The organism is Agrococcus sp. SCSIO52902, from assembly GCF_022983135.1.
GTDB lineage: Bacteria > Actinomycetota > Actinomycetes > Actinomycetales > Microbacteriaceae > Agrococcus > Agrococcus sediminis.
Genome location: NZ_CP095269.1, coordinates 325,953 through 350,738, shown reverse-complemented (window position 1 = coordinate 350,738; position 24,786 = coordinate 325,953). Strand labels below are relative to the sequence as shown.

At 73.5% G+C, this 24,786-nt stretch carries 21 protein-coding genes; 15 read left to right on the top strand and 6 right to left on the bottom strand.

Translation table 11 applies throughout. The features are described from left to right. Nucleotides 1-10 precede the first annotated feature (10 nt). On the top strand, nucleotides 11-2,815 hold the full coding sequence (locus MU522_RS01735; RefSeq protein ID WP_246992029.1) for a hypothetical protein: 2,805 nt from the start codon (nucleotides 11-13) through the stop codon (nucleotides 2,813-2,815). A gap of 393 nt (nucleotides 2,816-3,208) precedes the next feature. On the opposite strand, the gene MU522_RS01730 is transcribed toward MU522_RS01735, so the two are convergent. Further along, complete coding sequence (locus MU522_RS01730) at nucleotides 3,209-4,150, bottom strand: helix-turn-helix domain-containing protein (protein WP_087136509.1); 942 nt, start codon at nucleotides 4,148-4,150, stop codon at nucleotides 3,209-3,211. A gap of 107 nt (nucleotides 4,151-4,257) precedes the next feature. Here MU522_RS01730 and MU522_RS01725 point away from each other — a divergent pair, with 107 nt between their 5' ends. Further along, nucleotides 4,258-4,569 carry an antibiotic biosynthesis monooxygenase gene (locus MU522_RS01725; RefSeq protein ID WP_128190745.1) on the top strand — a complete coding sequence of 104 codons (312 nt, stop codon included), beginning with the start codon at nucleotides 4,258-4,260 and terminating at the stop codon, nucleotides 4,567-4,569. A 46-nt stretch (nucleotides 4,570-4,615) separates the two neighbouring features. After that, nucleotides 4,616-5,965 carry an ISL3-like element ISPfr2 family transposase gene (locus tag MU522_RS01720; protein WP_246993392.1) on the top strand — a complete coding sequence of 450 codons (1,350 nt, stop codon included), beginning with the start codon at nucleotides 4,616-4,618 and terminating at the stop codon, nucleotides 5,963-5,965. A gap of 74 nt (nucleotides 5,966-6,039) precedes the next feature. Here the strand turns inward: MU522_RS01720 and MU522_RS01715 are convergent, their stop codons facing one another. Then, nucleotides 6,040-6,891, bottom strand: coding sequence for an NAD(P)-dependent oxidoreductase (locus MU522_RS01715; protein WP_246992027.1), 852 nt, complete (start codon nucleotides 6,889-6,891; stop codon nucleotides 6,040-6,042). A 64-nt stretch (nucleotides 6,892-6,955) separates the two neighbouring features. Continuing rightward, nucleotides 6,956-7,951, bottom strand: coding sequence for an acyltransferase (locus tag MU522_RS01710; RefSeq protein WP_246992025.1), 996 nt, complete (start codon nucleotides 7,949-7,951; stop codon nucleotides 6,956-6,958). Nucleotides 7,952-8,072: 121 nt separating this feature from the next. Between MU522_RS01710 and MU522_RS01705 the strand changes: the two genes are divergently transcribed. After that, a complete protein-coding gene (locus tag MU522_RS01705; RefSeq protein ID WP_246992023.1) occupies nucleotides 8,073-8,843 on the top strand; it encodes a polyprenol monophosphomannose synthase in 771 nt (256 codons plus the stop codon). On the opposite strand, the gene MU522_RS01700 is transcribed toward MU522_RS01705, so the two are convergent. Beyond that, nucleotides 8,818-9,996 (bottom strand): acyl-CoA dehydrogenase family protein, encoded by a 1,179-nt coding sequence (locus tag MU522_RS01700; protein WP_146357779.1) that lies wholly within the window; start codon nucleotides 9,994-9,996, stop codon nucleotides 8,818-8,820. The genes MU522_RS01705 and MU522_RS01700 overlap by 26 nt on opposite strands. Nucleotides 9,997-10,111: 115 nt before the next feature. Between MU522_RS01700 and manA the strand changes: the two genes are divergently transcribed. The 5 genes from manA to MU522_RS01675 all read left to right on the top strand — a co-directional run bounded on the left by manA (nucleotide 10,112) and on the right by MU522_RS01675 (nucleotide 17,482). After that, the gene (gene manA, locus MU522_RS01695; protein WP_246992021.1) at nucleotides 10,112-11,230 is read left to right on the top strand and encodes a mannose-6-phosphate isomerase, class I; all 1,119 of its coding nucleotides are present in this window, start codon (nucleotides 10,112-10,114) and stop codon (nucleotides 11,228-11,230) included. A gap of 222 nt (nucleotides 11,231-11,452) precedes the next feature. Continuing rightward, nucleotides 11,453-11,710 carry a WhiB family transcriptional regulator gene (locus MU522_RS01690; protein WP_192575945.1) on the top strand — a complete coding sequence of 86 codons (258 nt, stop codon included), beginning with the start codon at nucleotides 11,453-11,455 and terminating at the stop codon, nucleotides 11,708-11,710. A 59-nt stretch (nucleotides 11,711-11,769) separates the two neighbouring features. Next, nucleotides 11,770-13,047, top strand: a complete 1,278-nt coding sequence (locus MU522_RS01685) for an O-antigen ligase family protein (protein ID WP_246992019.1) — start codon at nucleotides 11,770-11,772, stop codon at nucleotides 13,045-13,047. Between the two features lie 77 nt (nucleotides 13,048-13,124). Next, a complete protein-coding gene (locus MU522_RS01680; protein ID WP_246992017.1) occupies nucleotides 13,125-15,899 on the top strand; it encodes a glycosyltransferase in 2,775 nt (924 codons plus the stop codon). Beyond that, nucleotides 15,896-17,482, top strand: coding sequence for a DUF5719 family protein (locus MU522_RS01675; RefSeq protein ID WP_246992015.1), 1,587 nt, complete (start codon nucleotides 15,896-15,898; stop codon nucleotides 17,480-17,482). The genes MU522_RS01680 and MU522_RS01675 overlap by 4 nt, the downstream gene beginning before the upstream one ends. Before the next feature lie 165 nt (nucleotides 17,483-17,647). On the opposite strand, the gene MU522_RS01670 is transcribed toward MU522_RS01675, so the two are convergent. Beyond that, nucleotides 17,648-18,070: a hypothetical protein gene (locus MU522_RS01670; RefSeq protein ID WP_128189270.1), complete on the bottom strand. Its 423-nt coding sequence runs from the start codon at nucleotides 18,068-18,070 to the stop codon at nucleotides 17,648-17,650. A gap of 56 nt (nucleotides 18,071-18,126) precedes the next feature. Between MU522_RS01670 and MU522_RS01665 the strand changes: the two genes are divergently transcribed. From MU522_RS01665 to MU522_RS01640, 6 genes are read left to right on the top strand one after another with little or no spacing between them, the layout of a single operon-like run. Beyond that, the gene (locus MU522_RS01665; RefSeq protein ID WP_128189269.1) at nucleotides 18,127-18,351 is read left to right on the top strand and encodes a DUF3499 family protein; all 225 of its coding nucleotides are present in this window, start codon (nucleotides 18,127-18,129) and stop codon (nucleotides 18,349-18,351) included. A 25-nt stretch (nucleotides 18,352-18,376) separates the two neighbouring features. After that, nucleotides 18,377-19,777 (top strand): phosphomannomutase/phosphoglucomutase, encoded by a 1,401-nt coding sequence (locus MU522_RS01660; protein WP_128189268.1) that lies wholly within the window; start codon nucleotides 18,377-18,379, stop codon nucleotides 19,775-19,777. Nucleotides 19,778-19,817: 40 nt separating this feature from the next. Next, nucleotides 19,818-20,816, top strand: coding sequence for a dTDP-glucose 4,6-dehydratase (rfbB, locus tag MU522_RS01655; protein ID WP_146357004.1), 999 nt, complete (start codon nucleotides 19,818-19,820; stop codon nucleotides 20,814-20,816). A 15-nt stretch (nucleotides 20,817-20,831) separates the two neighbouring features. After that, nucleotides 20,832-22,250 (top strand): bifunctional dTDP-4-dehydrorhamnose 3,5-epimerase family protein/NAD(P)-dependent oxidoreductase, encoded by a 1,419-nt coding sequence (locus MU522_RS01650; RefSeq protein WP_246992013.1) that lies wholly within the window; start codon nucleotides 20,832-20,834, stop codon nucleotides 22,248-22,250. A gap of 37 nt (nucleotides 22,251-22,287) precedes the next feature. Then, a complete protein-coding gene (ahcY, locus tag MU522_RS01645) occupies nucleotides 22,288-23,739 on the top strand; it encodes an adenosylhomocysteinase (RefSeq protein WP_246992011.1) in 1,452 nt (483 codons plus the stop codon). 5 nt (nucleotides 23,740-23,744) lie between these two features. Further along, on the top strand, nucleotides 23,745-24,281 hold the full coding sequence (locus MU522_RS01640) for an AAA family ATPase (RefSeq protein WP_246992010.1): 537 nt from the start codon (nucleotides 23,745-23,747) through the stop codon (nucleotides 24,279-24,281). Here the strand turns inward: MU522_RS01640 and MU522_RS01635 are convergent. Next, nucleotides 24,278-24,769: a MarR family transcriptional regulator gene (locus tag MU522_RS01635; protein WP_128189264.1), complete on the bottom strand. Its 492-nt coding sequence runs from the start codon at nucleotides 24,767-24,769 to the stop codon at nucleotides 24,278-24,280. The two genes, MU522_RS01640 and MU522_RS01635, sit on opposite strands and share 4 nt — an antisense overlap. Nucleotides 24,770-24,786: the final 17 nt, after the last annotated feature.

Here is a 24,786-nt window from a genome sequence, read left to right as displayed (position 1 = left end):
TGGTTGAAGCATGCGGCGATGGCGCACCAAGGTGTCTGCGGCGGCGGTGGTGGCGCTCGTCGCCGGCCTGCTGACCGTCGCGCCGCCCAGCGAGCCCCCCGCCGCAGAGGCGGCCGTGGCCTCGAGCTTCGACCCCGGCTACATCGTCAGCGACGAGCAGTTCTTCGACGGCGACGCGATGACCGCGGCGCAGGTGCAGGCCTTCCTCGACGCGCAGGTGCGCACGTGCCAGAGCGGCTACACCTGCCTCAAGGACTACCGGCAGCCGACCCCCGCGATGGCGGGCAGCCAGTACTGCGACGCCATCCCGGCGTACGCGAACCGCACCTCGGCGCAGATCATCACCGACGTCTCGCGCGCCTGCGACATCAGCCCTCGCGCGCTGCTCGTGCTCCTCCAGAAGGAGCAGAGCCTCGTGACGCTCACGGCGCCCACCGCGATCCGCTACGAGCGCGCCACGGGCTTCGCCTGCCCCGACACGGCGCCGTGCGACCCGGCCTTCGGCGGGTTCTTCTACCAGCTCTACAACGCGGGGCGGCAGTTCCAGCGGTACGCCGCCCATCCCGAGAACTGGCGCTACCGCGCGGGCCAGACCAACCAGATCCAGTACCACCCCAACATCGCCTGCGGCACGAGCCCCGTGTACATCCGCAACCAGGCGACCGCGGGCCTCTACGTCTACACGCCGTACCAGCCGAACGCCGCGGCGCTCGGCAACCTCTACGGCTCGGGCGACGCCTGCTCCGCCTACGGCAACCGCAACTTCTGGCGCATGTGGACCGACTGGTTCGGCGACCCGCGCGAGGGCGTCGCCTCGACGTCGCTGCTGCGCGACCGCGGCAACGGCAAGGTCTACCTCATCAGCGGCACCGCCCGGCACCACGTGACCTCCCGCGAGATCCTCGCCGAGTACAGCCCCGCCTTCGGCGAGCCGCGCGACGTCGACGGCGCGACCCTCTCGGCCTACACCGAGGGCGCGGCGCTCGGACGCCTGGTCACCGGCACCGACGGCGCCGTGCGCCTCGTCGACGACGGGGTGTCGCACCGCTTCGCCTCGTGCTCACAGCTGCAGCAGTGGCAGCTCGCGTGCACCGGCCACCCGAGGCTCAGCTCGGCGCTGCAGGCCCGACTGCCCGCGGGCGAGGCGATCGCCGCGACCGTCGTCGGCAGCGACGGCCACGACTGGCTCATCCAGTCGGGCACCCGCCGCGAGCTCGCCGACGTCACGATCCCCACGCGCTACGGGTACTCCGCCGACCGCGTGCGCCTCGACGACGCCGCGATCGCGCACCTGCGCGTCGGGCCGCCCGTGCTCGACTCCGGCACGGCGGTGCGGAACGCCGCGGGCACCATCCTGCGCATCAAGAGCGGCAGCGGCGTCGTCGCGCTCTCGCAGGCGCAGATCCAGCTGCTCCCGTCGAGCGCGGGCACCGTCTTCACCGACGCGTCGCTGCAGCAGCTGCCGGCGACCGCGGCCGAGCTGCCGTCGCGCCTCCGGGGCGCCGCCGGCGCCTACCTGCTGACCGACGGCGGCATGCTGCGCGTCGACCCCGCGAAGTACGGCGGCTCGGCGCTCTTCACGGCGCGCACCGAGCTCGGCACCGTGCTGCAGGCGCTGCCCTCGGCGGGCAGCGCGCTCGGGCCGCACTTCGTGCGCGAGCGCGGCGGCGCGCTCTACCTCGCCTCCGGCGCGCGGCTCCAGCCGGTGGCCGACGAGGCCTCCTACGAGTTCATCCGCTCGCGCTTCGGCGTGCCGGCGCGCATCTGGGAGGTCGCGCCGCGCGGCCTCGACGGCGTGCCGCGCATCCTCGACGTCGAGCTCGGCGAGCTCGTGCGCGGCAGCGACGGCCGCGTGCTGCTCTGGGACGGCTCGCGCGCGCTGCACGTGCAGCACTCCGAGTTCACGAACGCGCTCGGCCTGCCCTGGCAGGTGCGGAACGTCACCGACGACGTCGTGCGGGCGCTGCCCGCGGGCCCCGCGATCGGCGGCTTCGGCTTCCGGTGCGCGTCGACCGACCTCGTCGCGACCGACGGCGTGCTGCGCCCGTACGCCTCGACGACGGCCGCGGCGGCATGGCGCCTCACCCACGCGTCGCTCGACGCGGAGCTGTGCGCCGAGCTGACCCGCTCGAGCACGGGCGCCCTGCAATTCATCGTCGACGAGTCGGGTCGCACCTACCTGATGGAGAACGGCCAGGCGCGCTACGTGCCGAACCGCACGGTGCTGACCGACCTCGGCGGCACGCTGAGCGGCCGCACGCCCGTGCCGGCGTCCTCCATCGCGCTGCTGCCGAAGGGCGCCGACGCGACGTCGCCGCTCGCGGCGGGCGAGTGGGTGCGGGGGCCGGATGCGCGCATCTACCTGTGGGACGGCACGCGCGCGATGTACCTCGCGCACCGCGACTACGCGACGGCGCTCGGGATGCCGCTCGAGTGGCGCAACCTCTCCTCCGCGGCGATCGCGGCGCTCCCCAAGGGGCCGGCGATCGACGACTTCGGCTACCGGTGCGGCTCGACCGACCTGGTGTCGATCGGCGGGGAGCTGCGGCCCTTCGCGTCGGCGACCGTCGCCGCCGCGTGGCGGCTCGACCACGTCGCCCTCAGCGCTGCGGTGTGCGACCAGCTCGACCGCTCGACCGCGGTCGTGCACCAGTTCGTCGTCGACCCGACGGGCCGCACGTACATGCTCGAGGCCGGCGCGGCGCGGTACGTGCCGAGCCGCACGGTGCTGGCCGAGCTCGGCGGCACGCTGAGCAGCCGCACAGCGATGTCGGCGGCGGCCATCGCGCGCCTGCCCGCGGGCCCGACCTTCTAGGGCTCTTCCCAGATGAAGGTGTAGGTCGGCCGGGCGCGTCGGTCGCAGATAGACGTCGAGGTCTCCCGACGATGGAGGTTCCTACGCCATCCATCCGAAAGACCTCGACGTGCCCGACGCTACCCCGCCGGCCGGCTTCGGCCGCCCTGACCTAACCGCCTTCGCGGCTCATCCCAATCGGCTCTGATCGGGTCTGCTGACCCTCTCGACGAGAACGCAGCGACATCACAGCCACCCAACCCCGACCGTCCGGGAAGCCGGGGCACGTCACATGGGCTGTGCTGCGGGCGTGTCGAGTGGGTAGTCCAGGGGCGACGCAGGAGCGTCGACGCGACGTGCTGAGAGGTGGTTCCAACCGAGCGCTAGGACACAAGCTACAGGCATGGCGATAGGTCAGGAACGGCGTCGCTCCCTGCGCAGGAGGGAGCGCAGAGTCTCGGCGTTTGCGTAGCCGACCCGTAGCGCGATCTCGGCGGAGGTGAGGTCCGTGGTTGCTGAGAGATGTCGAGCTCGTTCGGTGCGAAGCCGTTGGACGAAGCCGAGCGGAGTGAGGTTGAGCGCCGCACGGACTCGTCGTTCGAGGGTGCGCCGGCTGGTGCCGAGCGACTGCGCGACGAAGGCGACGTTGAACGGTTCGTCCAGGCGGGCGCGCACGAAGCGTTCGAACTCGACGACGATCGGGTCCTCGTGCCGGAGATGTTCGTAGGCGACGAAAGCCGCCTGCGACGGGCGCTCGTCGATGATGAGGAGCTTGGCGACATGTTGGGCCAGGTCGGGGCTGATCGATCGCACGAGTGAGAGCGCGAGGTCGATGTGGGCGAAGGCGGCGCCGGCGGTGACGAGGTTCCCGTCGACCACGACCATGGTGTCGAGATCGAGGGCGACGGTCGGATAGCGCTTCCGGAACTCCGGCCCCAGGAACCAGCTGGTCGTCGCCCGCCGATGATGCATCCGTCCTGTCTCGGCGACGGCGAACACGCCGGTGCACGCCGCGGCGATCCGGGTGGTCGCGTCGTCGAGGCGCCCGAGTGAGGCGATGACCGAACGAGCATCTCGACTCTGGAGGGCGTCGTGGGTCGCGGCGGCCGTGAGGGTTCCAAGCGCAGGGACGACGACCACGTCGAACTCTCCGGACTCCGGCAGCGGGTGGTCCACCGACAGGGTCATCGATGCCGTCGTGGTCACTCGCCGTTTCGGTCCGAGGATGGCGAGTTCGATCGGGTCGATCCGCGGGTCGACATCGCCGCGGGCTCCGTCGGCCACCCGCACGATGTCGATGATCGACGCGATAGCCGAACCGAAGCAGCCGTCGATCGCGATCAGTCCGATACGCATGACGTAAACAATAGCAATACTGCCGTATACGCCACTCCCCACCGGCCCTCGCTCGTCATACGCTGAACTCGCCCCACGAAGACCCCCGACTTCAAGGAGAACCCCTCATGTCCACACCCTCATCACTTCCGTATGCCTTCGTCGCCAAGATCGTCGCGGCCGATGGACAGCACGACGCGGTCGCCGATCTGCTCGCCGGCGCTGTCGCACTCGCCAACGAAGAAGTAGGAACGATTGTCTGGTTCGCGGTCAGGACCCACGCCGACACCTTCTGGATCTTCGATGCATTCCCCGACGAAGCCGCTCGCGACGCCCACGCCAACGGCGCCATCGTCGCAGCCCTGATGGCCAACCAGCACCTCCTCGGCGCAGCACCCGAGATCCTGGCGGCCGACGTCCTCGCGTCCAAGCTCCCGTAGTCCGCCAACGCACGAGACGATCGCGCCCCGCCGAGTCGGTCCGCAGATAGACGTCGAGGTCTCCCGACGATGGAGGCTCCTACGCCATCCACCCGGCTTCGGCCGCCCTGACCTGACCGCCTTCGCTCGACTCGACGGCCTCGGTCTGAGCGTGATCGGGCAACGACTTGAACCGGATCGTGCGGTCCTCGCGTGCCGCGTGGTGGAACCAGATCAGTGGTGCCGACGGTGCGGCAGCGAAGGCGCCGCTCGTGACACCGTGATCCGGCGGTTGGCCCACGAGCCGCTGGGCTGGCGACCGACCGTGCTGGAAGTTGTAGTGCGCCGCTACCGCTGTGCAGACTGCGGACACGTGTGGCGCCAAGACACCAGCGCCGCGGCGGAGCCACGCGCGAAGCTCTCGCGCACCGGGCTGCGGTGGGCGCTGGAAGGGATCGTGGTCGCACACCTCACCGTCGCCCGTGTCGCCGAGGGACTCGGGGTCGCGTGGGACACCGCCAACGACGCGGTCCTGGCCGAAGGCAAGCGGCTGCTGATCAACGACCCCAAGCGGTTCGAGGGCGTGAAGGTGATTGGCGTCGATGAGCACGTCCGGCGCCACACCAGGCGTGGCGACAAGTGCGTCACCGTGATCATCGACCTCACCCCGGCCCGCGATGGCGCCGGCCCAGCAAGGCTGCTGGACATGGTCGAGGGCCGGTCGAAGGCGGCGTTCAAGACCTGGCTCGCCGACCGCGACGACGCCTTCCGTGACGCGGTCGAGGTGGTCGCGATGGACGGCTTCACCGGGTTCAAGACCGCCGCTGCGGAGGAGATCCCGGACGCGGTCACGGTGATGGATCCCTTCCACGTCGTGCGCCTGGCCGGTGACGCCCTCGACAGGTGCCGGCGCCGGGTCCAACTCGCGATCCACGGGCACCGTGGGTTCAGGGACGACCCGCTCTACAAGTCGCGGCGCACGCTGCACACCGGCGCGGACCTGCTCACCGACAAGCAGAGCGACAGGCTACGCGCGCTGTTCGTTGATGACGCTCACGTCGAGGTCGAGGCGACCTGGGGTGTCTACCAGCGCATGATCGCCGCCTATCGCCACGAGGACCGGCAACGTGGCCGCGAGCTCATGGAGAAGCTGATCACCGACCTCAGCGCCGGCGTCCCCAAGGTGCTCACCGAGCTCACCACCCTGGGCCGGACCCTGAAGAAGCGAGCCGCTGACGTGCTCGCCTACTTCGAACGACCCGGCACCAGCAACGGGCCGACCGAGGCGCTCAACGGACGGCTCGAACACCTGCGCGGCTCCGCACTCGGGTTCCGCAACCTGACCAACTACATCGCCCGAAGCCTGCTCGAGACCGGCGGCTTCAGACCCCAACTTCTACACCCCCGATTGGGATGAGCCCCTTCTAGGGGCTCCCGAGCGACGAGAGCGGGGGCCGGCGCAGGCCGGCCCCCGCTGCTGTCTCTCCGCGGTCAGCGGGCGCGCTTCGCCATCAGCTCGCGGATGACCGTCGCGTCGCCGTACGTCTCCTTGGAGTCGTACGGGCGGTCGGGGAAGGCGCCCACGTCGAGGCGGATGTCGAGCTCGTGGTCGGCGATGAAGCGCTCGACCTGGTCGCGCAGCGACACCGGCTCGCCCGAGCACACGTTGATCACGCCGCGCACCTCGTCCTGCAGCGCGACCGTGGCGATCTGCTGCCCGAGCTCGCGCACGTGGATGAAGTCGAAGCGGTTCGTGCCCGTCGTGAACGGGAACACCTGCTTGCCCTGCTCGGCCGCCTGCAGCAGCTTCGTGAAGATCGACTGGTTGTTCCGGTCGTCGCCGTAGATGTAGTACGCCCGCAGCCACTGCACCGCATGGGTCTCGCCGAAGGAGTGCAGCACCGCGCGGCGCAGCGCGTCCTTCGCGATGCCGTAGAGCGACATCGGGTTCGTGGGGGTCTCAGCGGTGATCGCACCCTCATGCCTGCCGACCTCGTGCATCGTGCCGAGCGCCGCGATCCGGCCGACGCCGGCCTCCGCGAAGTGCGACAGCACCCGGTAGTGGTCCGAGAGCCGCAGCATGTGCGCGGGCGCGTCGTGCGCGAAGCCCGCCTCCCATGCCAGGTGCACGAGCGCATCCGGGCCCTCGGCCGTGAGGCGCGCGAGGTCGGCGCCGGGCGCGAGCAGGTCGAGCTCGACGATGTCGGCGCGCTCGTCGACGCGGTAGGCGCGGTGCTGGCGCACCACGGCGGTCACGTGAGCGCCCTCGTCGAGGAGCGCCGTGACGACATGCCTGCCGATGTAGCCGGCCGCGCCGGTGACGACCACGTGCTGCTGCGTCACGATCTCTCCTCTGCCGAGCGTCGGAGGCCGCTCGGCCCCGCTCCGATGCTATCCAGGTCGCCCCTCAGACGCGGAACAGCCAGCGCACGGGCGTGCGCAGCTGCACGAGCCACGCGAGCGCCGCGCCCGCCACCATCGCGCCGACGACCATCGCGACAGCGACCTCGCTGAAGCCGAAGCGGATGAGCGGGCCCGCCACGAGCTGCAGCGTCCAGTAGAGCGTGATCCAGTGGGTCACGTAGTAGACGATCGAGTGCCGGCCCACCCAGCGCAGCCAGCGCGAGACCGGGTCGCGCCAGGGCAGGAGCGACAGCAGCGCGAGCCCGACCGCGAGCGACGCGAGCAGCGGCACGGCGAAGGTCACGTCGTTCGAGACGGCCGAGCCCGGCTGCAGCGACGCCACCACGACGCTCCCGGTGCAGAGGAGGCCCACCACGATCGAGATCGGGTGGCGCAGCAGCGGCAGCGCGGTCGGCAGGTGCTGCATCAGCAGGTGGCCGGCGAAGAAGAACGCGAGCATGAGGAACGTCCGCTCGAGCTTCATCGTCGCGACGACCTCGGGCATCGGCAGCAGCGTGACGGCGGCCGCGAGCAGCAGCGCCCCGACCATGCTGATCCAGTCGGGCACGCGGCGCAGCGCGAGCGCCACGAGGTAGGCGATCAGCAGCGTGTGCAGGTACCAGAGATAGGTGTTCGGCGCCCAGAGGCCGCGCAGCAGGATGTCGGGGCCGAGGCTCGGGAACACCAGCAGCAGGATCACGAGCCACACGGCGTACGGCCAGGCGATCGCGCGCAGCTTGCCGCTCACGTAGCGGCCCGCGCCCTTCGAGAGCGAGCCGCCCAGCAGCATGCCCGAGAGCGTCATGAGCAGCGGGATGCGGAACGGCGACGCGACCGTGTTGAAGACGTCGACCGCGATGTGCGGCTCGAGGCCGATCGAGCGCAGCATCTCCGTCGCGTGCAGGAGCGCGATCAGCAGGATCGCGAGGCCCCGCAGGCCGTCCATCCACAGCAGCCGCTCGCGCCGGGCGGGCGCGACCACGGGCGGGGTCTCGGTCATGCTGCGGGCTCCTCGGGGCGGACGACCGTCCACGGTATCGCAGCGAGGGCCAGCGGGCCGACGTCCCGGGAGCCGTGTGCGAGGATGCACCCGATCCTGTCCACGACCGCTCGGAGCCCCATTGCGCGCCATCGTCCTCGTCCCCACCTACGACGAGATCGAGGCGCTCCCGGTCACCATGGACCGGCTGCTGCAGGCCGCGCCCGACGTCGAGGTGATCGTGATCGACGACAGCAGCCCCGACGGCACCGGCGAGCTCGCCGACGCGATGGCCGCGGCCGACCCGCGCATCAGCGTGCTGCACCGGCCCGCGAAGCAGGGGCTCGGCGCGGCCTACCTCGACGGCATGCGGCTCGCGCTCGAGCGCGGCGCGGATGCGGTGGTCGAGTTCGACGCCGACGGCTCGCACCCGGCCGACGCGGTGCCGCGCATGCTCGCGCGGCTGCGGCACGGCGCGCGGCCGGGCGCCGACCTCGTGATCGGCTCGCGCTGGGTCGCCGGCGGCGGCATCGTCGACTGGCCCTGGCACCGGGAGGCGATCTCGCGCGCCGGCAACCTGTACGCCAGGGTGGCGCTCGGCTCGCCGGTGCACGACATGACGGCCGGATGCCGCGCCTACACCGCCGAGCTCCTGCGCCGGCTGCCGCTCGACGACGTGCGCAGCCAGGGCTACTGCTTCCAGATCGACATGACGCGCCGCGCGCACGACGCCGGGGCGGTGGTCGTCGAGGAGCCGATCCTCTTCCGCGAGCGGGAGCTCGGCGTGTCGAAGATGACGCCCGGCATCGTGCGCGAGGCGCTCACGCACGTGACGGGCTGGGCGATCGGCCGCGCGATGCGCCGCGCGGCCGAGTCGCTGCGGAGCGTCAGGCGAACGCCGAGCTCCCCGTGATGGCCCGCCCGACGATGAGCGCGTTCATCTGCGCCGTGCCCTCGTACGTGTAGAGCGCCTCCGCGTCGACGAAGAAGCGGGCGACGTCGTAGTCGGTCACGATGCCGTTGCCGCCGCACACCTCGCGGCACCACGAGACGACCTCGCGCATCCGCGTCGTCGCGAAGGCCTTCGCGAGGGCCGAGTGGGCGTCCTCCTGCCGGCCCTCGTCGAGCATCCGCGAGACCTGCACGCACAGCGCGATCGACGCGGTGATGTGGCCGAGCGACTTGGCGAGCAGGTCCTGCACGAGCTGGTGGCCGGCGACGGGCTTTCCGAACTGCACGCGCTCGGTCGTGTAGCGCACGGCTGCCTCGTAGGCGCCGATCATGACGCCGACGGCGCTCCACGCGACCTCGGCGCGCGTGAGCCGCAGCACGCGCGCGGTGTCGCGGAAGCTCGACGCGCCCTGCAGCCGCATCGACTCCGGCACGCGCACGCCCTCGAGCTCGATGTCGGCGTTCTGCACCATGCGGAGCGCGATCTTGCGCTCGATCTTCGTGGCGCGGAAGCCCGCCGCGTCGGTCGGCACGATGAAGCCCTTCACCTGGCCGTCCTCGACGTCCTTCGCCCACACGACGACGATGTCGGCGTGGGTGGCGTTGCCGATCCAGCGCTTGGCGCCGTCGAGCACCCACTCGTCGCCCTCGCGGCGGGCGGTGGTGCGCAGCCCCTGCGCCGAGTCGGAGCCCGAGAGGGGCTCCGTGAGCCCGAAGGCGCCGATGACCGAGCAGTCGGCGAGGCGCGGCAGCCACTCGGCGCGCTGCTCCGGGGAGCCGGCGACGCCGATCGATCCTGCGACGAGGCCGTTCTGCACGCCGACGAAGGTCGACACGGATGCGTCGACGCGGCTCATCTCGAGCGCGACCCAGCCGCGGTACACCGCCGAGTTCTCGAACCTTGCGGTCTCGGGCCAGCCGGGGCCGACGACGCCGAGCGCCGCGATGCCGGGCACGAGCTCGGTCGGGAACGCGTCCCGGTGCCAGTGCTCGTCGATGACCGGTCGCACGCGCTCCTCCATGAACGCGCGGACCTCGGCCAGCGACGCCTGCTCGGCCTCGCTGAGGTCGGCGGCGAACCCGTAGAAGTCGCTCTCCAGCGGCGTGAACGTCATGGCTCCTCGTCTCTCCCGGCCGAGCTCGGCCGTCGCGGCAAGGCTAGGGCGGCGGGCGGCGACCGCCCCGCCCGTTGGTACGCTCGTGCCAATCTGCCGGAAGGAGACCGCGCGCGTGTTTGTGCCGATCGCCAACGAGCCGAGGGCATACGCGTGGGGCAGCAGGACGCTGCTCGCGGACTACCTCGGCCGCGACGCCTCCGGCGACCCCGAGGCCGAGCTGTGGCTCGGCGCGCACCCGGGCTGCCCGTCGACCGTCGCGGCGGGGGAGCACGCGGGGCGCGGGCTCGGCGAGGCGCTCGAGGCGTGGGGCAGGCCGCAGCCGGCGCTGCTGCTGAAGGCGCTCGCGGCGGCCGAGCCGCTGTCGCTGCAGGCGCACCCGGATGCCTCGGAGGCACAGGAGGGCTTCGCGCGCGAGGACCGGCTCGGCATCGCCCGCGACGCGCCCGAGCGCAACTACCGCGACCCGCATCCGAAGCCCGAGCTCATCGTCGCGGTGACGCCGTTCGAGGCGCTGAGCGGCTTCCGCCCCGCGGGCGAGGCGCTGCGCGTGCTCGACGCCCTCGCGGCGGCCGATGCGCGGCTCGCGCCCGTCGCCGCGCGCGTGCGTGCGGGCGACGCGCTCGCGTGGCTGCTCTCGGGCGGCGACGAGGTCGCCGCCGCCGTCGCCGCCGCCGAGGCGGCCGCTCCGGCGATCGCGGCGGCGCACCCCGTGGAGGCCGACACCGTCGACCGGCTCGCGCGCACCCACCCGGGCGACCCGGGCATCCTCGTGGCACTGCTGCTCAACCGCGTCTCGCTCGCGCCGGGCGAGGCGCTGTACCTGCCGGCCGGCAACCTGCACGCCTACCTCGAGGGCCTCGCCATCGAGCTGATGGGGCCGAGCGACAACGTGCTGCGCGGCGGGCTCACCCCGAAGCACGTCGACGTGCCCGAGCTGCTGCGGGTCGTCGACACGACGCCGCTCGTCGAGCCCCGCCTGGCGTCGACGCCGCTCGAGGGCGCCGTCGCGTACCGCCCTGCGGCGCCCTTCGAGCTGCGCCGCATCGCCGGCGTCCACCGCGTCGAGGGCGGCGTCCGGGGGCTGCTGCTCGCGGCGCGGCCGACGCGCGTCGCGATCGACGGCGCCGAGCACGAGCTGCCCCAGGCGGCCGGCGCGTGGATCGATGCGGCGGAGCCGTTCGAGGTGCGCTCCGACGAGGCGTGGCTCGCGCTCGAGCGCGACACGCCGTGAGTGCGGCGCTGCGCCCCGAGAGGCCGCGACACTCCTAGGATTCCCGACTTGACGCGGGGCGAACTACACCGGTGTAATTGGGTGCAACGCGGGCCCGGCCGGGGTCCCGCAGAACCGGGGGAAGCCATGCGAGAGGGAGTGCAGCGCAGCACGACGGCGCGAGGCGTCGAAGAGGGTGGCCTGCGACGCGGGGTGCCCGGCGACTGGTTCGTCGACCCGATCATGCTGGGCGTTCCCGGGGTCCGCGACGACGCGGCCGACCACGCCCTCGCCTGGCAGACCGACGCGCTGTGCGCCGAGACCGACCCGGAGGCGTTCTTCCCCGAGAAGGGCGGCTCCACCCGCGATGCCAAGCGCATCTGCGACGGCTGCGAGGTGCGGCAGCAGTGCCTCGAGTACGCGCTCGAGAACGACGAGCGCTTCGGCATCTGGGGCGGGCTCTCCGAGCGCGAGCGCCGCAAGCTCCGCAAGCTGGCCTGAGCGCCCTGACCCGCGAGGCGGGCGCCCGCGTCCACAGCGGGACGTGGAACCATGGATCCATGCCGAACCAGCGCCGCCGCACCGCGCTGGCAGCCTGGATCGTCACCAACGCTGCCGCGGGCGACGCCGTCCGCAACGTGATCGGCTACCCCGTCTGGGGTGCGCTGGTCGGCCTGACCTTCGTCTGGGTCTTCATCGAGCTCGGCCTCCTGCGCGTGCGGCTGCACCGCATGCCCGTGCCGGTCGTCGCGTTCGCGGTGGCCGCGGTCGCGTCGGCCGTGTGGGCGATCTCGCCCGGATGGTCGCTGCTCGGGTCGTTCATCCTGCTCGGCACCATCGCGAGCGCCGTCCTCATCGCGTCGCTGCCGTACCGCGTCATCCTCGACGTCACGCACTGGTCGATGCAGGGGCTGCTCGCAGCGTCGCTGCTGTTCGAGGCCTTCGTCGCGCTCGTGCTGCGGCGGCCGCTGTTCCCGCTCTGGGCCGACTACCCGCCCGACGTGAGCGGCGAGCTGCACTGGTCGAGCGGCCTGCTCTTCGAGGGCGGGCGCGTGCAGGGCGTGATGGGCAACGCGAACCTGCTCGGCATGGTGGCGCTCATCGCGCTCGTGATCGCCGGATGCCGTGCCGTGGCCGGCGTCGACCGGTGGTGGCCCGTGTGGGTGGGCCTGCCCATCCTCGTCCACGTGCTCACCCGCAGCGCGACCGTGCTCTTCGCGACCGCCATGGTGGCGGTGCTCGCCGTGCTCGTCGTGAGCTGGGTGCGATGGCGCGGCGCGGCCTTCTACCGGATCTTCGGCCTCGCGATCGCGGTGGGGCTCGTCTGCGTCGGCCTCATCATCGCGAACTGGACGGCCGTCACCGACTTCCTGGGCCGCGACGCCGACATGACGGGCCGCTTCGACATCTGGGGCCGCGTGATCGCGCTCGGCATGGAGAGCCCCGTCGTGGGCGTCGGCTACCTCGGCTACTGGCTGCCGTGGGTCGAGCCGTTCGACCGGCTCGGCGAGATGCACGGCATGGTCTACCTGCAGGCGCACAACGTGTGGCTCGACGTCTTCATGCAGCTGGGGCTCGTCGGCGTGCTGCTGTGGGCCGCCCTGCAGTACCGCGCCGCCGCCAACTGCCTCGGCGCGCTCTACCGGGCGCCGATCGGCGAGCGCGCGCTGAACGCCATCCCGCTGCTGCTGTGGGTCGCGCTGTTCGTGCAGGGGCTCGCCGAGTCGCGGCCCTGGATCGAGTTCGGCATGATCCTGCTCGTCATCTTCGTCATCGGGCCGCTCCGCAAGCAGATCGCGCCGCGCGCGCCCCGCACGCAGGCGATCCTCACGCACTGACGCGCGCCGGGCGGCGATTCGGCGGCGCACCGGGCCCAACCCCGGCCCGCCGAGGCCCGCGCGCCTAGCCTTGCCGGGTGCATCCGAGGGTCTTCGCCGTGCTCGCGGCCAGCAATGGCGCCGCGTACCTGCCCGCGACCCTCGCCGCGATCGAGGCGCAGTCGGTCGCGCCCGACCGCCTGATCGCCGTCGACGGCGGATCGAAGGACGACACGCGCGCCGTGCTCGAGGCGTCGCGCGCCGCGAGCGTCGTCCAGGCGGCGCGGCTGCCGTACGGGCAGCTGGTGAACCGGGGCGCGGGCGCGCTGCCATCGGCCGAGCCGGGCGACTGGCTGTGGGTGCTCGCGCACGATGCGGCGCCGCACCCGCGCGCGCTGCAGGCGCTGCTGGGCCACGTGGAGTCGCACCCGAGCGTCGCGATCGTCGGCCCGAAGGTGATGCGCGCCGACCTGCCCGACCGCTTCGCCGAGCTCGGGCAGACGATGACCCCGTTCGGTCGCAGCATGCTGCTGCACGAGGGCGAGCTCGACCAGGGCCAGCACGACGACGACTCCGACGTGCTCGGCGTCGCCGAGACCGGCATGCTCGTGCGGCGCGACGTGTTCGAGGCGCTCGGCGGCTTCGACCCGGCGCTGCGCTCGATCGACGCCGGCCTCGACCTCGGCGTGCGCGCGCGACTCGCGGGCCACCGCGTCGCGGTCGAGCCGCGCGCGCGGGTGCGCCGCGCCGGGGGGCCCGAGCACTTCGACGCCCGCACCGTCAGCGACGCGCAGCGCGTGGCGGTCGCCCGCCGGGCGCAGCTGCACCGCCGGCTCGCCTACGCGAACCCGCTCGCGCTCATCGCGCACTGGCTCCTGCTGCTGCCGCTCGCGGTCGTGCGCACCGTCGCGCACCTGCTCGCCAAGCGGCCCGCCGCCGTGCTCGCCGAGTGGCGGGCGACGCTCGCGACGCTCGTCGCGCTGCCCGCGACCGCTCGCGCGCGGCGTCGGATCGCCCGCACCAAGGCGACCGGCTGGTCGTCGATGCGGGGCCTGCGCGCGAGCTGGCGCACGGTGCGCTCGCGGCGGCGGACGCTCGGCGACCCCGAGCAGATGCAGCGCGTCGCCGACGAGCGCGTCGGGTTCGTCGAGGGCGCGGGCCTGTGGGTCACCGCGCTCGCGGTCGTCGTGGGCGTCGTGCTGTCGCCGCAGCTCATCGCGGCGAGCGCCGCGACCGGCGGCGCCCTGCTGCCGCTGTCGGGGTCGCTCGCCGAGGTGTGGGCGAACGCGCTCGCCGGCCCGCGCGACGCGCTCGGCGAGGTGGTCGGGCCGGCCGACCCGTTCACGATCCTGCTCGCGCTGCTCGGCTCGCTCACGCCGTGGCAGCCCTCCACCGCGATCGTGCTCGTGCTGTTCCTCGCGCCGGCGATCGCCTCCGTCACGGCGTTCTTCGCCGTGCGCGCGATGACCGACTCCCGGTGGGCGCCCGCCGTGGCCGCCGCCGTCTGGGCGCTCTCGCCGATCCTCCTCGTCGCGATCGTCGACGGGCGGCTCGGTGCGGTGCTCGCGCACGTGGCGCTGCCGCTCGCCGTCGCGGGGCTGCTGCGCGCCCACCGCTCGTGGCGCGCCGCGGGCGCCGCCGCGATCCCGCTCGCGGTGGCGGTCGCCGGCGCGCCGGTGCTGCTGCCGGCGATGCTGCTGCTCGCGGTCATCGCGATGGGCACCGGGTGGCGGGCGCCGCTGCGGCCGCTCGCCGCGCTGCTCCCCGCCGCGGCGCTGCTCGCGCCGATCGTCGTCACCCGGTGGATCGACGGCCGCCCGCTCGCGGCGCTCGCCGACCCGGGGGTGCCGAAGCCCTCCACCCCGCCCACCCCGGTCGAGGCGGCCCTGCTCGGCCCCGACGGCACGCTCGCGAGCCTCGAGGGCGCCGTCGCCGCCACCGCGCCCGAGCTCGACGCCCAGTGGATCGCCCTCGCGCTGCTCGCGCCGCTCGCGCTCGCGGCGCTCGCGGGCATCGTCCTGCGGCCCACCCGCGCGTGGCCGTGGCTCGCGCTGCTGCTCGCCGGGTACGCCACCGCGGTCGCCGCGTCGCGGCTCTCCGTCGCCTCCCTCGACGGCGAGCCCGTCGCCGTCTGGGCCGGCACCGGCGCATCCGTCATGCTCGCCGCGCTCATCGCGCTTGCCGTCGTCGCCGTCGACCTCGACGACCGCCGCGGCGCCGTCCCCGGCGGCATCGTCGCCCTCGCCGCCGTCGCGGCGGCGGTGCCGGTGATCGCGACCTCGTTCCTGCTGCCCGCGACGGTGATCGCCGCGCCCGAGCGGCGCATGCCGGCCTTCGTCGACGCGGCGGCCGAGGAGGATCCGCGGGTCGGCACGATGGTGCTGCGGCCGCTCGCCGAGGGCCTCATCGGCGTCGACGTCGAGCGCGGCCACGGCCTGACGCTCGACGCCGTCTCGACCGAGGAGCTCGTGCGCGAGGAGGCCGGCCCCGCCGAGGCCGAGCTCGCCCAGGCCTCCGTCGACATGGCCTCCGGGGGCGACGCCGACGTCGCCGCGCTGCTCGACGAGCACGGCATCCGCTTCGTGCTCCTCGAGCAGGAGCGGGAGGGCGCCGCGGCCGTGCACGACCGCGCGCAGCGCTCGCTCGACGCGCGCGGCGACCTGCAGGCGATCGGGCAGACCGAGGCGGGCCTGCTCTACCAGCGACTGGAGGCGGCGGGCGGCCCGCCCGTCGAGCGCCCCGTCTGGGCCGGCTGGCTGCTCGCCGGGCAGCTCGCCGCGCTCGCGGGCGCGGTGGTGGCGGCGCTGCCGTCGCTGCGGCGCGGCGCGCGCGTGCGCACCAGGCGGCTCGAGACGACGGGGGAGTGGCAGTGACCGATCGCGACGAGACGCCGGACCCGCTCGACGAGTCCCAGCAGTTCGACGACCCCTCGCCGATCCGCGACGACGAGGAGCCGCCCCGCGAGCACGAGCCCACCGAGGCGGAGCTCGCCGTCGAGGCGGAGGCCGAGCCGTCGGGCGACATCGCGAGCGACGTCGCGCTCACCGACCGGGAGGCGGCCGCGAACGACGCGGCCGAGTCGCGGCGGCGCTTCGAGCGTCGCGACGCGGTGCGGTGGAGCGCCCGCGGGCTCGCCGGGCTCGCCGCCGCGGCGCTCGGCGTCGGCGCGGTGCTCGGCGCGACCGCGCTGCCGGAGGACCTCCGGGCCCAGGCGCAGGCGCCATCGACCCACGTGCTGCCCGCATCGCCCATGCAGTCGCGCGTCTGCGCCGGCCCGGTGCTGCGCGTCGGCACCGCCGACGGCCAGGACGCGCTCGCGCTCGCCGCGATCGAGGAGCCGAGCGTGACCGTCGGCAGCCTCGGTGGCGACGTCGCGCAGGTGCCGCTCACCATGCGCCAGGCCGAGCTGCCCGGCGCGGCGTCGATCGTGCAGCGCGGCGAGAGCTCGACGCTCTCCGCCGCGCAGTCCGTCTCGGTCGACGTCGACGCCGTGCGCGGCCTCGCCGCGAGCGAGTGCGCCGAGACGCGCCTCGAGCAGTGGCTCGTCGGCGGCTCCACGCGCACGGGCAGGCAGACGACCCTCACGATCGCCAACGGCTCCGAGGTCGCCGCGAGCGTCGATGTGACGGTCTACGGGCCCGACGGGCCGGTCGAGACCGTGGGGTCGACGGGCGTCGCCGTCGGCGCCGGGCAGGTCGAGGTGCTCGACCTCGCCGCGATCGCCCCGGGCGTCGCCGACGCGGTCGTGCACGTCGCATCCACCGGCGCCCCCGTGACGGCGCACCTGCAGCAGACCATCACGCGCGGACTCGAGCGCGGCGGCTTCGACGTCGTCGACCCGGTGTCGGCGCTCACGAGCGCGGTGCTGCCGGGCGTCGTCGTCGCCGAGTCGTCGGGCCTCGAGACGCAGCCCGACTACGACGACACGACGCCCGTGCTGCGGCTGCTCTCGCCGACGGGCGGCGCGGTGCGCGTCGTGTTCCAGTCGGGCGACGGCTCGACCATCGAGTCGGAGGGGTCGCTCGAGGCGGGCAGGGTCACCGACTTCCCGCTCGACGACCTGCCGGTCGGCACGCTCGCGGTGCGGATCGAGTCGGATGCGCCGGTCGTCGCAGGCGCGCGGAGCGTCGCGATCGCGGGCGAGGGGCTCGACTTCGACTGGGTCGCGGGCGGCCAGCCGCGCTCGGGCGCCTCGTCGATCGCCGTGCCGGCCGGGCCCGGCGCCCGCCTGCACGTCGTCAGCACCTCCGACGCCGAGCAGGAGATCACGATCGACGGCGAGGCCGTGCGGCTGCCGGCGATGGGCGTGCTGGAGCGGGCCGTCGACGGCGGTGCGGTCGAGGTGGTCGGCGACGACCTCGTGATCGGGGTCGGCTACCGCAGCGACAGCGAGATCGCGGGCTTCACGGCGAGCCCGCAGGGGCCGGCGGCGGAGGGCGTCACCGTCCTGCACTGATGACTGGGTCTCGGTACGCGGCCTGCGGCCGCTGGACCGACGTCCGAGACGGCCGTCGGCGCTGGCGTCGCGCGGAGGCCCGAAAGGGCCTCCGCCTTCAGCTCCAGCGCGCGACCTTGAGCCCTCCGCGCGCAACGCCGCTGCGCGGCATTGCGCGCTCCGGGCTCAATGGTGCCGCCAGCGGTCGGGGGCGACCTCCCACGGGTCGCGGCCGATGAGCTCGGCCGCGGCGCGGAAGACGGCGCCCTCGATCGCGACCTGCCGGTGCCAGGCGTCGTCGATGTGCACGCGCGGCAGCCGCTGCAGCGGCAGCCGGTAGATCGTGATCGTGCGGCGCCGCGCGTCGACGGCCCACTCCGGCACCTCGTCGACGCGATCGGCGAGCGAGCGCGGCGGCATGTCGGCCCACTGGAAGACCACGTCGCCGAGCTCTGCCGGCCACAGCGCCTGCACGTAGTCGGCGGCGTCGGCCGCGATGTCCTCGAAGCGCGTCTCGCGCGACGACAGGAACGGCAGCACGGGGCCGGCGATCGACGACCGCATGTCGCGGCCGTGGCGCGAACCGCGGGAGTGCTGGCGCGCGGGCATGGCCTCATCCTACGTGTCGGCCGGCCGCGGACCGCGGCGGCACTACCCTTGACCGGATGGACGTCAGGACGTGCTCTCGGCCCGGGTGCCGCAGGTACGCCGACCGCACCGTCACGGTCGACTACGGCGAGCAGCTGCTCGTCGTCGGACCGCTGCAGCCCGCCAGCCGGCGGGGTGCGATCGAGGGCAGCTACGACCTGTGCGACCCGCACGCGGAGCGCGCCGCCGGCCCCGCCGGGTGGCGCGTCGTGCGGCACGAGCCCGGCAGAGCGCCCCGGTAGGGGCCACCAGAGCGAAGAGGGAACCATGGCGCTGAGCGACATCGTGAAGGCGTACGACGTGCGGGGCCTGGTCGACGGCCAGCTGACCGAGGAGGTCGTGCGCGCCCTCGGCGCGGCGTTCGCCGACGAGGTCGACGCCGGCCGGCCCGGGGCCGCCCCGATCGTGATCGGCCACGACATGCGGCCCTCGTCGCCCGCGCTCGCCGCGGCCGCCGCCGACGGCGCGCGGGCGCGCGGCGCCGACGTCGTCATGATCGGGCTCTGCTCCACCGACGCGACCTACTTCGCCTCCGGCTCGCTCGACGCGCCCGCGATGATGTTCACCGCATCCCACAACCCCGCCGCCTACAACGGCATCAAGTTCTCGCGCGCCGGCGCGCGCGGTGTGAGCCTCGACACGGGCCTCGCCGCCATCCGCGACGGCGCGCAGCGCTACCTCGACGAGGGCCTCGCCGAGGCGCCCGAGCGTGGTGGCCTCACCGAGCGCGACGTGCTGCCCGACTACGCGGCGCACCTGCGCTCGCTCGTCGACCTCACGCCCATCCGGCCCCTCAAGGTCGTCGTGGATGCGGCCAACGGCATGGGCGGGATGACGGTGCCGGCGGTGCTCGGCGGGGCTGCCGGGCTCGGCCCGCTGCCGATCGAGGTCGTGCCGCTGTACTTCGAGCTCGACGGCACGTTCCCGAACCACGAGGCGAACCCGCTCGACCCGGCCAACCTCGTCGACCTGCAGGCCGCCGTCGTCGAGCACGGCGCCGACCTGGGCCTCGCGTTCGACGGCGACGCCGACCGCTGCTTCGTGATCGACGAGCGCGGCGGAGCGGTGTCGCCGTCGGCGGTCGCCGCGATCGTCGCCGAGCGCGAGATCCGCCGCGTGCAGGCGGCGGGGGAGCAGGACGTCGTGGTGATCCACAACCTCATCACGAGCCGCGCCGTGCCCGAGACGATCACCGCCGCGGGCGCGACGCCCGTGCGCACGCGCGTCGGCCACTCGCTCATCAAGGACCGCATGGCCGAGACGGGCGCCGTCTTCGGCGGCGAGCACTCGGCGCACTACTACTTCCGCGACTTCTGGGGCGCCGACAACGGCATGCTCGCGGCGATGCACGTGCTCGCGACGCTCGGCGGCGACGACGAGCCGATGTCGCAGCTCGCGGCCCGCTACACGCCCTACGCGTCGTCGGGCGAGATCAACTCGACGGTCGCCGACGTGCCTGCCGCGTACACGCGCATCGTCGAGGCCTTCGCGGGCCGCGGCCACTTCGACGAGCTCGACGGGCTGACGGTGATGGCCGCCGACGGCGCGTGGTGGTTCTCGGTGCGCCCCTCGAACACCGAGCCGCTGCTGCGGCTCAACGTCGAGGGCGAGCAGGCGGCGACGATGGCCGCGATCCGCGACGAGGTGCTCGCGCTCATCCGCGCCTGACGGCCCGGCGCACCGCCGCCCGGACACTACGCTGGGGGGCATGAGCAAGCTCCTCGTCACCGGCGGCGCCGGGTTCATCGGCTCGAACTTCGTCCACTACGCGGTCGCGAACACCGACCACGACGTGGTGGTGCTCGACAAGCTGACCTACGCGGGCGACCGCGAGACGCTCGCGGGGCTGCCGGAGGACCGGGTGCGGCTCGTCGTCGGCGACATCGCCGACCCGGAGGTCGTCGACGCGCTGGTCGCCGACGCCGACGCCGTCGTGCACTACGCGGCCGAGTCGCACAACGACAACTCGCTGTCGGACCCGTCGCCATTCGTGCACACGAACCTGATCGGCACGTTCACGCTGCTCGAGGCGGCGCGCAAGCACGGCACGCGCTTCCACCACATCTCGACCGACGAGGTCTACGGCGACCTCGAGCTCGACGACCCGGCGAAGTTCACGCCCGAGACGCCCTACAACCCGTCGAGCCCGTACTCGTCGACGAAGGCGGGCTCCGACCTGCTGGTGCGCGCGTGGGTGCGCTCGTTCGGGCTCGAGGCGACGATCTCGAACTGCTCGAACAACTACGGTCCGCGCCAGCACGTGGAGAAGTTCATCCCGCGGCAGATCACGAACGTGATCGACGGGGTGCGGCCGCGCCTCTACGGGGCGGGCGAGAACGTGCGCGACTGGATCCACGCCGACGACCACTCCTCGGCGGTGCTGCGGATCCTCGAGTCGGGCCGGATCGGCGAGACGTACCTCATCGGCGCCGACGGCGAGCGCTCGAACCTCGAGGTCGTGCAGGCGATCCTGCGGCTGATGGGGCAGGAGCCGGATGCGTTCGACCACGTGAAGGACCGCCCGGGCCACGACATGCGGTACGCGATCGACGCGACGAAGCTGCGCGAGGAGCTCGGCTGGGCGCCGGCGTTCACCGACTTCGAGGCGGGGCTCGCGTCGACGATCGACTGGTACCGCGCGAACGAGCCGTGGTGGCGCAAGCAGAAGGCCGAGGCCGAGGCGAAGTACGCCCAGGCCGGGCACTGAGACCGAGGGCGACTGATGCAGACGGGCAAGCAGCTCGCGGTGCGCGAGACCCCGATCCCGGGGTTCCTCGTGATCGACCTGCCGGTGCACGGCGACAACCGCGGCTGGTTCAAGGAGAACTGGCAGCGCGAGAAGCAGCTGGCGCTCGGGCTGCCGGACTTCGGGCCGGTGCAGAACAACATCTCCTTCAACGCCACCGCGGGCGTGACCCGCGGCATCCACGCCGAGCCGTGGGACAAGTACATCTCGGTCGCCGCCGGCCGCGTGTTCGGCGCGTGGGTCGACCTGCGCGAGGGCCCGTCGTTCGGCGCGACGTTCACGATCGAGATCGACCCGTCGATCGCGGTGTTCGTGCCGCGCGGCGTCGGCAACTCGTTCCAGGCGCTCGAGGAGGACACCGCCTACTCGTACCTCGTGAACGACCACTGGTCGGCCGAGGCGCAGAGCGAGTACACGTTCCTCAACCTCGCCGACCCGACCGCCGCGATCGCCTGGCCGATCCCGCTCGAGCAGGCCGAGCTGAGCGACAAGGACCGCGCGCACCCGATGCTCGCCGACGTCACGCCCATGCCGCCGCGGAAGACGCTCGTGCTGGGCGCGAACGGGCAGCTGGGCCGGGCGCTGCGGCACCGCTGGGCCGACCGCGCCGACGTCGAGTTCGCCGGCCGCGACCGCATCGACCTCGCCGACCCGGCGGCGCTCGAGGGCATCCGCTGGTCGGGCTACGACACGATCGTGAACGCCGCCGGCTACACGGCGGTGGATGCGGCCGAGACCGACGAGGGACGCCGCGACGCGTGGGCGGTCAACGCCGTCGCCCCCGCGCGGCTCGCCGCGATCGCCGCCGAGCACGGGCTCACGCTCGTGCACGTGTCGAGCGACTACGTCTACGCCGACCGCGAGGGCGAGCGCCGCGAGGACGACCCGCTCGGCCCGCTCGGCGTGTACGCGCAGACGAAGGCCGCCGGCGACCTCGCCGTCGCCGCCGCCCCCCGCCACTACATCGTCCGCACCTCGTGGGTCGTCGGCGAGGGCAGGAACTTCGTCGCCACCATGGCCTCCCTCGCCCGCCGCGGCGTCGCGCCCGAGGTCGTCGACGACCAGGTCGGCCGGCTCACCTTCGCCGACGAGCTCGCCCGCGCGATCGACCACCTGCTCAGGGCCCGCCCTGCCTCCGGCGTCTACAACGCCTCCAACGGCGGCGAGCCCGCCAGCTGGGCGGCGATCGCCCGGCGCGTGTTCGCGCTCGTCGGCGCCGACGAGGGCGCGGTGCGCCCGGTGACCACCGACGCCTACTTCGCCTCGAAGACGGGCATCGCGCCCAGGCCGCGCCACAGCGCGCTCAGCCTCGCCAAGCTCGAGGCCACCGGCTTCGAGCCCCGCGACCAGCTCGCGATGCTCGAGGAGTTCGTGGCGGCCCTGCCCTCGGCGTGAGGGCGGCCGCCGGGAGAAGGGTGGGAGGATGGTCGGCATGACCGACACCGCCTCCCGCACCCACGAGCACGGCACCCTCGAGCACCACGTGCGCGACCTCGGCCTCGCCGAGGCCGGCCGCCACCAGATCCGGCTCGCCGAGCACGAGATGCCCGGCCTCATGGAGCTGCGGCGCCGCTACGCCGACGCGCAGCCGCTCGCCGGTCAGCGCATCGCGGGCAGCCTGCACATGACCGTGCAGACGGCGGTGCTCATCGAGACGCTCGTCGCCCTCGGCGCCGACGTGCGGTGGGCGAGCTGCAACATCTTCTCGACGCAGGACGAGGCGGCCGCCGCCGTGGTCGTCGGCGCCGGCTCGGCCGAGTCGCCCGCCGGCGTGCCGGTGTTCGCCTGGAAGGGCGAGACGCTCGAGGAGTACTGGGCGTGCACCAACCGCATCTTCGACTTCCCCGAGGGCCCCACGCTCATCCTCGACGACGGCGGCGACGCCACGATGCTCGTGCACCGCGGGCGGGACGCCGAGCTCGCGGGCGCCGCGCCCGTCACGCCCGAGGGCGCGCCGGACGAGCTGCGGGTGATCGACGCGCTCATCGCGACGACGCTCGCCGGCGACGCGCAGCGCTGGACGCGCATCGCCGAGCAGCTGCGCGGCGTCACCGAGGAGACCACGACCGGCGTGCACCGCCTCGAGCAGCTGTTCGCCGAGGGGCGCCTGCTCTTCCCGGCGATCAACGTCAACGACTCGGTGACGAAGTCGAAGTTCGACAACCGCTACGGCATCCGCCACTCCCTGCCCGACGGGCTGAATCGCGCGACCGACGTGCTCATCGGCGGCAAGACTGCGTTCGTCGTCGGCTACGGCGACGTCGGCAAGGGCGCGGCCGAGGCGCTGCGCGGCCAGGGCGCTCGCGTGATCGTGAGCGAGGTCGACCCGATCTGCGCGCTGCAGGCGGCGATGGACGGCTTCCGCGTCGCGCGCGTCGAGGACTGCCTCGGCGAGGCCGACATCTGGGTCACGACGACCGGCAACGAGCACGTCATCACGCTCGAGCACCTGCGCTCGATGAAGCACCTCGCGATCGTCGCGAACGTCGGCCACTTCGACAACGAGATCGACATCGCCGGGCTCGAGCGGTCGGGCGCCGAGCGCATCGAGATCAAGCCGCAGGTGCACGAGTGGCGCTTCGAGGGCGGCCGCTCGATCCTCGTGCTCTCCGAGGGGCGCCTGATGAACCTCGGCAACGCGACCGGCCACCCGTCGTTCGTGATGTCGAACTCGTTCTCCAACCAGGTGCTCGCCCAGATCGAGCTGGCGAGCGGCGACTACGAGCTCGGCGTCTTCCGGCTGCCGAAGGTGCTCGACGAGGAGGTCGCCCGCTTGCACCTCGACGCGCTGGGCGCGCGCCTGACGACCCTCACCCCCCAGCAGGCCGCCTACATCGGCGTGCCCGTGGAGGGCCCGTTCAAGCCCGAGCACTACCGCTACTGACCGCCGTGCCCGCTGCGAGCGGCTGCGCGACGCTGATCGTGCTCGCCGGGCTGCCGGGCGTCGGGAAGAGCGCCGTCGCGGCGTCCACCGCGGCGGCGCTCGGGTGCACGGTCGTCTCCGTCGACCCGCTCGAGGCGGCCATGTGGCGCGCCGGCGTGCCGCGCGACGCTGCCACGGGCCTCGCGGCCTACGTCGTCGCGGAGGCGGTGGCCGAGGCCCAGCTGCGGCTCGGCGGCGCCGTGGTCGTCGACGCGGTCAACGACCACCCCGCGGCGCGCGAGCAGTGGCGTGCCTTGGCCGCGCGCACCGGCGCGCTGCTGCTCTTCGCCGAGGTGCTGCTCGAGGATCGCGCCGAGCACCGGCGGCGGCTCGAGCAGCGGGTCCGCGACCTCGACGGCTTCCCCGAGCCGACCTGGGCGGAGGTCGAGTCGCGACGGGCCGCGTTCGACGAATGGGCCGACGACCGGCTCCGGCTCGACGCGTCGCTGCCGGTGGGGCGGCTGACGAGCACGATCGCCCAGGAGCTGGCGCCCGCCCGCTAGAGCATCGCGTCGGCGAGCACGCGCAGCAGCTCGGCGAGGCGCGACTGGTCGTCGGCGGGGATCGACCGCAGCAGCCGCCGCTCCGACTCGAGCAGGGCGTCGAGCGCCACGTCGACGCGGTCGACGCCCTCGTCGGTCAGCTGCACGAGCCGCACGCGGCGGTCGGTCGAGCCCTCCACGCGCTCGACGAGGCCGGATGCGACGAGGTTGTCGATGCGGTTCGTCATCGTGCCGCTCGTGACCATCGTCTGGGCGATGAGGTCCTTGGGGCTGAGCGGCCCGCCCGAGCGCCGGAGCGCCGCGAGCACATCCCACTCCCACGGCTCCAGCCCCGCCTGCGTGAAGGCCTCCGCACGCACGCGCCCGAGCTGGCGCGAGATGCGGGTCATGCGGCTGAGCACCGCGAGCGGGGTGACGTCGGCGTCGGGCCGCACGCGCATCCACTGCTCCATGATGCGGTCGACGTCGTCGCCGCGGGGTGCTGCCATGGCGTCAGTCTCCCATG

Bases quoted from the DNA above. Each gene is read 5' to 3' on its own strand.
- MU522_RS01735 (WP_246992029.1), top strand. From the start codon at position 11: ATGCGGCGATGGCGCACCAAGGTGTCTGCGGCGGCGGTGGTGGCGCTC.
- MU522_RS01730 (WP_087136509.1), bottom strand. From the start codon at position 4,150: ATGCGTATCGGACTGATCGCGATCGACGGCTGCTTCGGTTCGGCTATC.
- MU522_RS01725 (WP_128190745.1), top strand. From the start codon at position 4,258: ATGTCCACACCCTCATCACTTCCGTATGCCTTCGTCGCCAAGATCGTC.
- MU522_RS01710 (WP_246992025.1), bottom strand. From the start codon at position 7,951: ATGACCGAGACCCCGCCCGTGGTCGCGCCCGCCCGGCGCGAGCGGCTG.
- MU522_RS01700 (WP_146357779.1), bottom strand. From the start codon at position 9,996: ATGACGTTCACGCCGCTGGAGAGCGACTTCTACGGGTTCGCCGCCGAC.
- MU522_RS01690 (WP_192575945.1), top strand. From the start codon at position 11,453: ATGCTGGGCGTTCCCGGGGTCCGCGACGACGCGGCCGACCACGCCCTC.
- MU522_RS01685 (WP_246992019.1), top strand. From the start codon at position 11,770: ATGCCGAACCAGCGCCGCCGCACCGCGCTGGCAGCCTGGATCGTCACC.
- MU522_RS01670 (WP_128189270.1), bottom strand. From the start codon at position 18,070: ATGCCCGCGCGCCAGCACTCCCGCGGTTCGCGCCACGGCCGCGACATG.
- MU522_RS01665 (WP_128189269.1), top strand. From the start codon at position 18,127: ATGGACGTCAGGACGTGCTCTCGGCCCGGGTGCCGCAGGTACGCCGAC.
- MU522_RS01660 (WP_128189268.1), top strand. From the start codon at position 18,377: ATGGCGCTGAGCGACATCGTGAAGGCGTACGACGTGCGGGGCCTGGTC.
- rfbB (WP_146357004.1), top strand. From the start codon at position 19,818: ATGAGCAAGCTCCTCGTCACCGGCGGCGCCGGGTTCATCGGCTCGAAC.
- MU522_RS01650 (WP_246992013.1), top strand. From the start codon at position 20,832: ATGCAGACGGGCAAGCAGCTCGCGGTGCGCGAGACCCCGATCCCGGGG.
- ahcY (WP_246992011.1), top strand. From the start codon at position 22,288: ATGACCGACACCGCCTCCCGCACCCACGAGCACGGCACCCTCGAGCAC.
- MU522_RS01635 (WP_128189264.1), bottom strand. From the start codon at position 24,769: ATGGCAGCACCCCGCGGCGACGACGTCGACCGCATCATGGAGCAGTGG.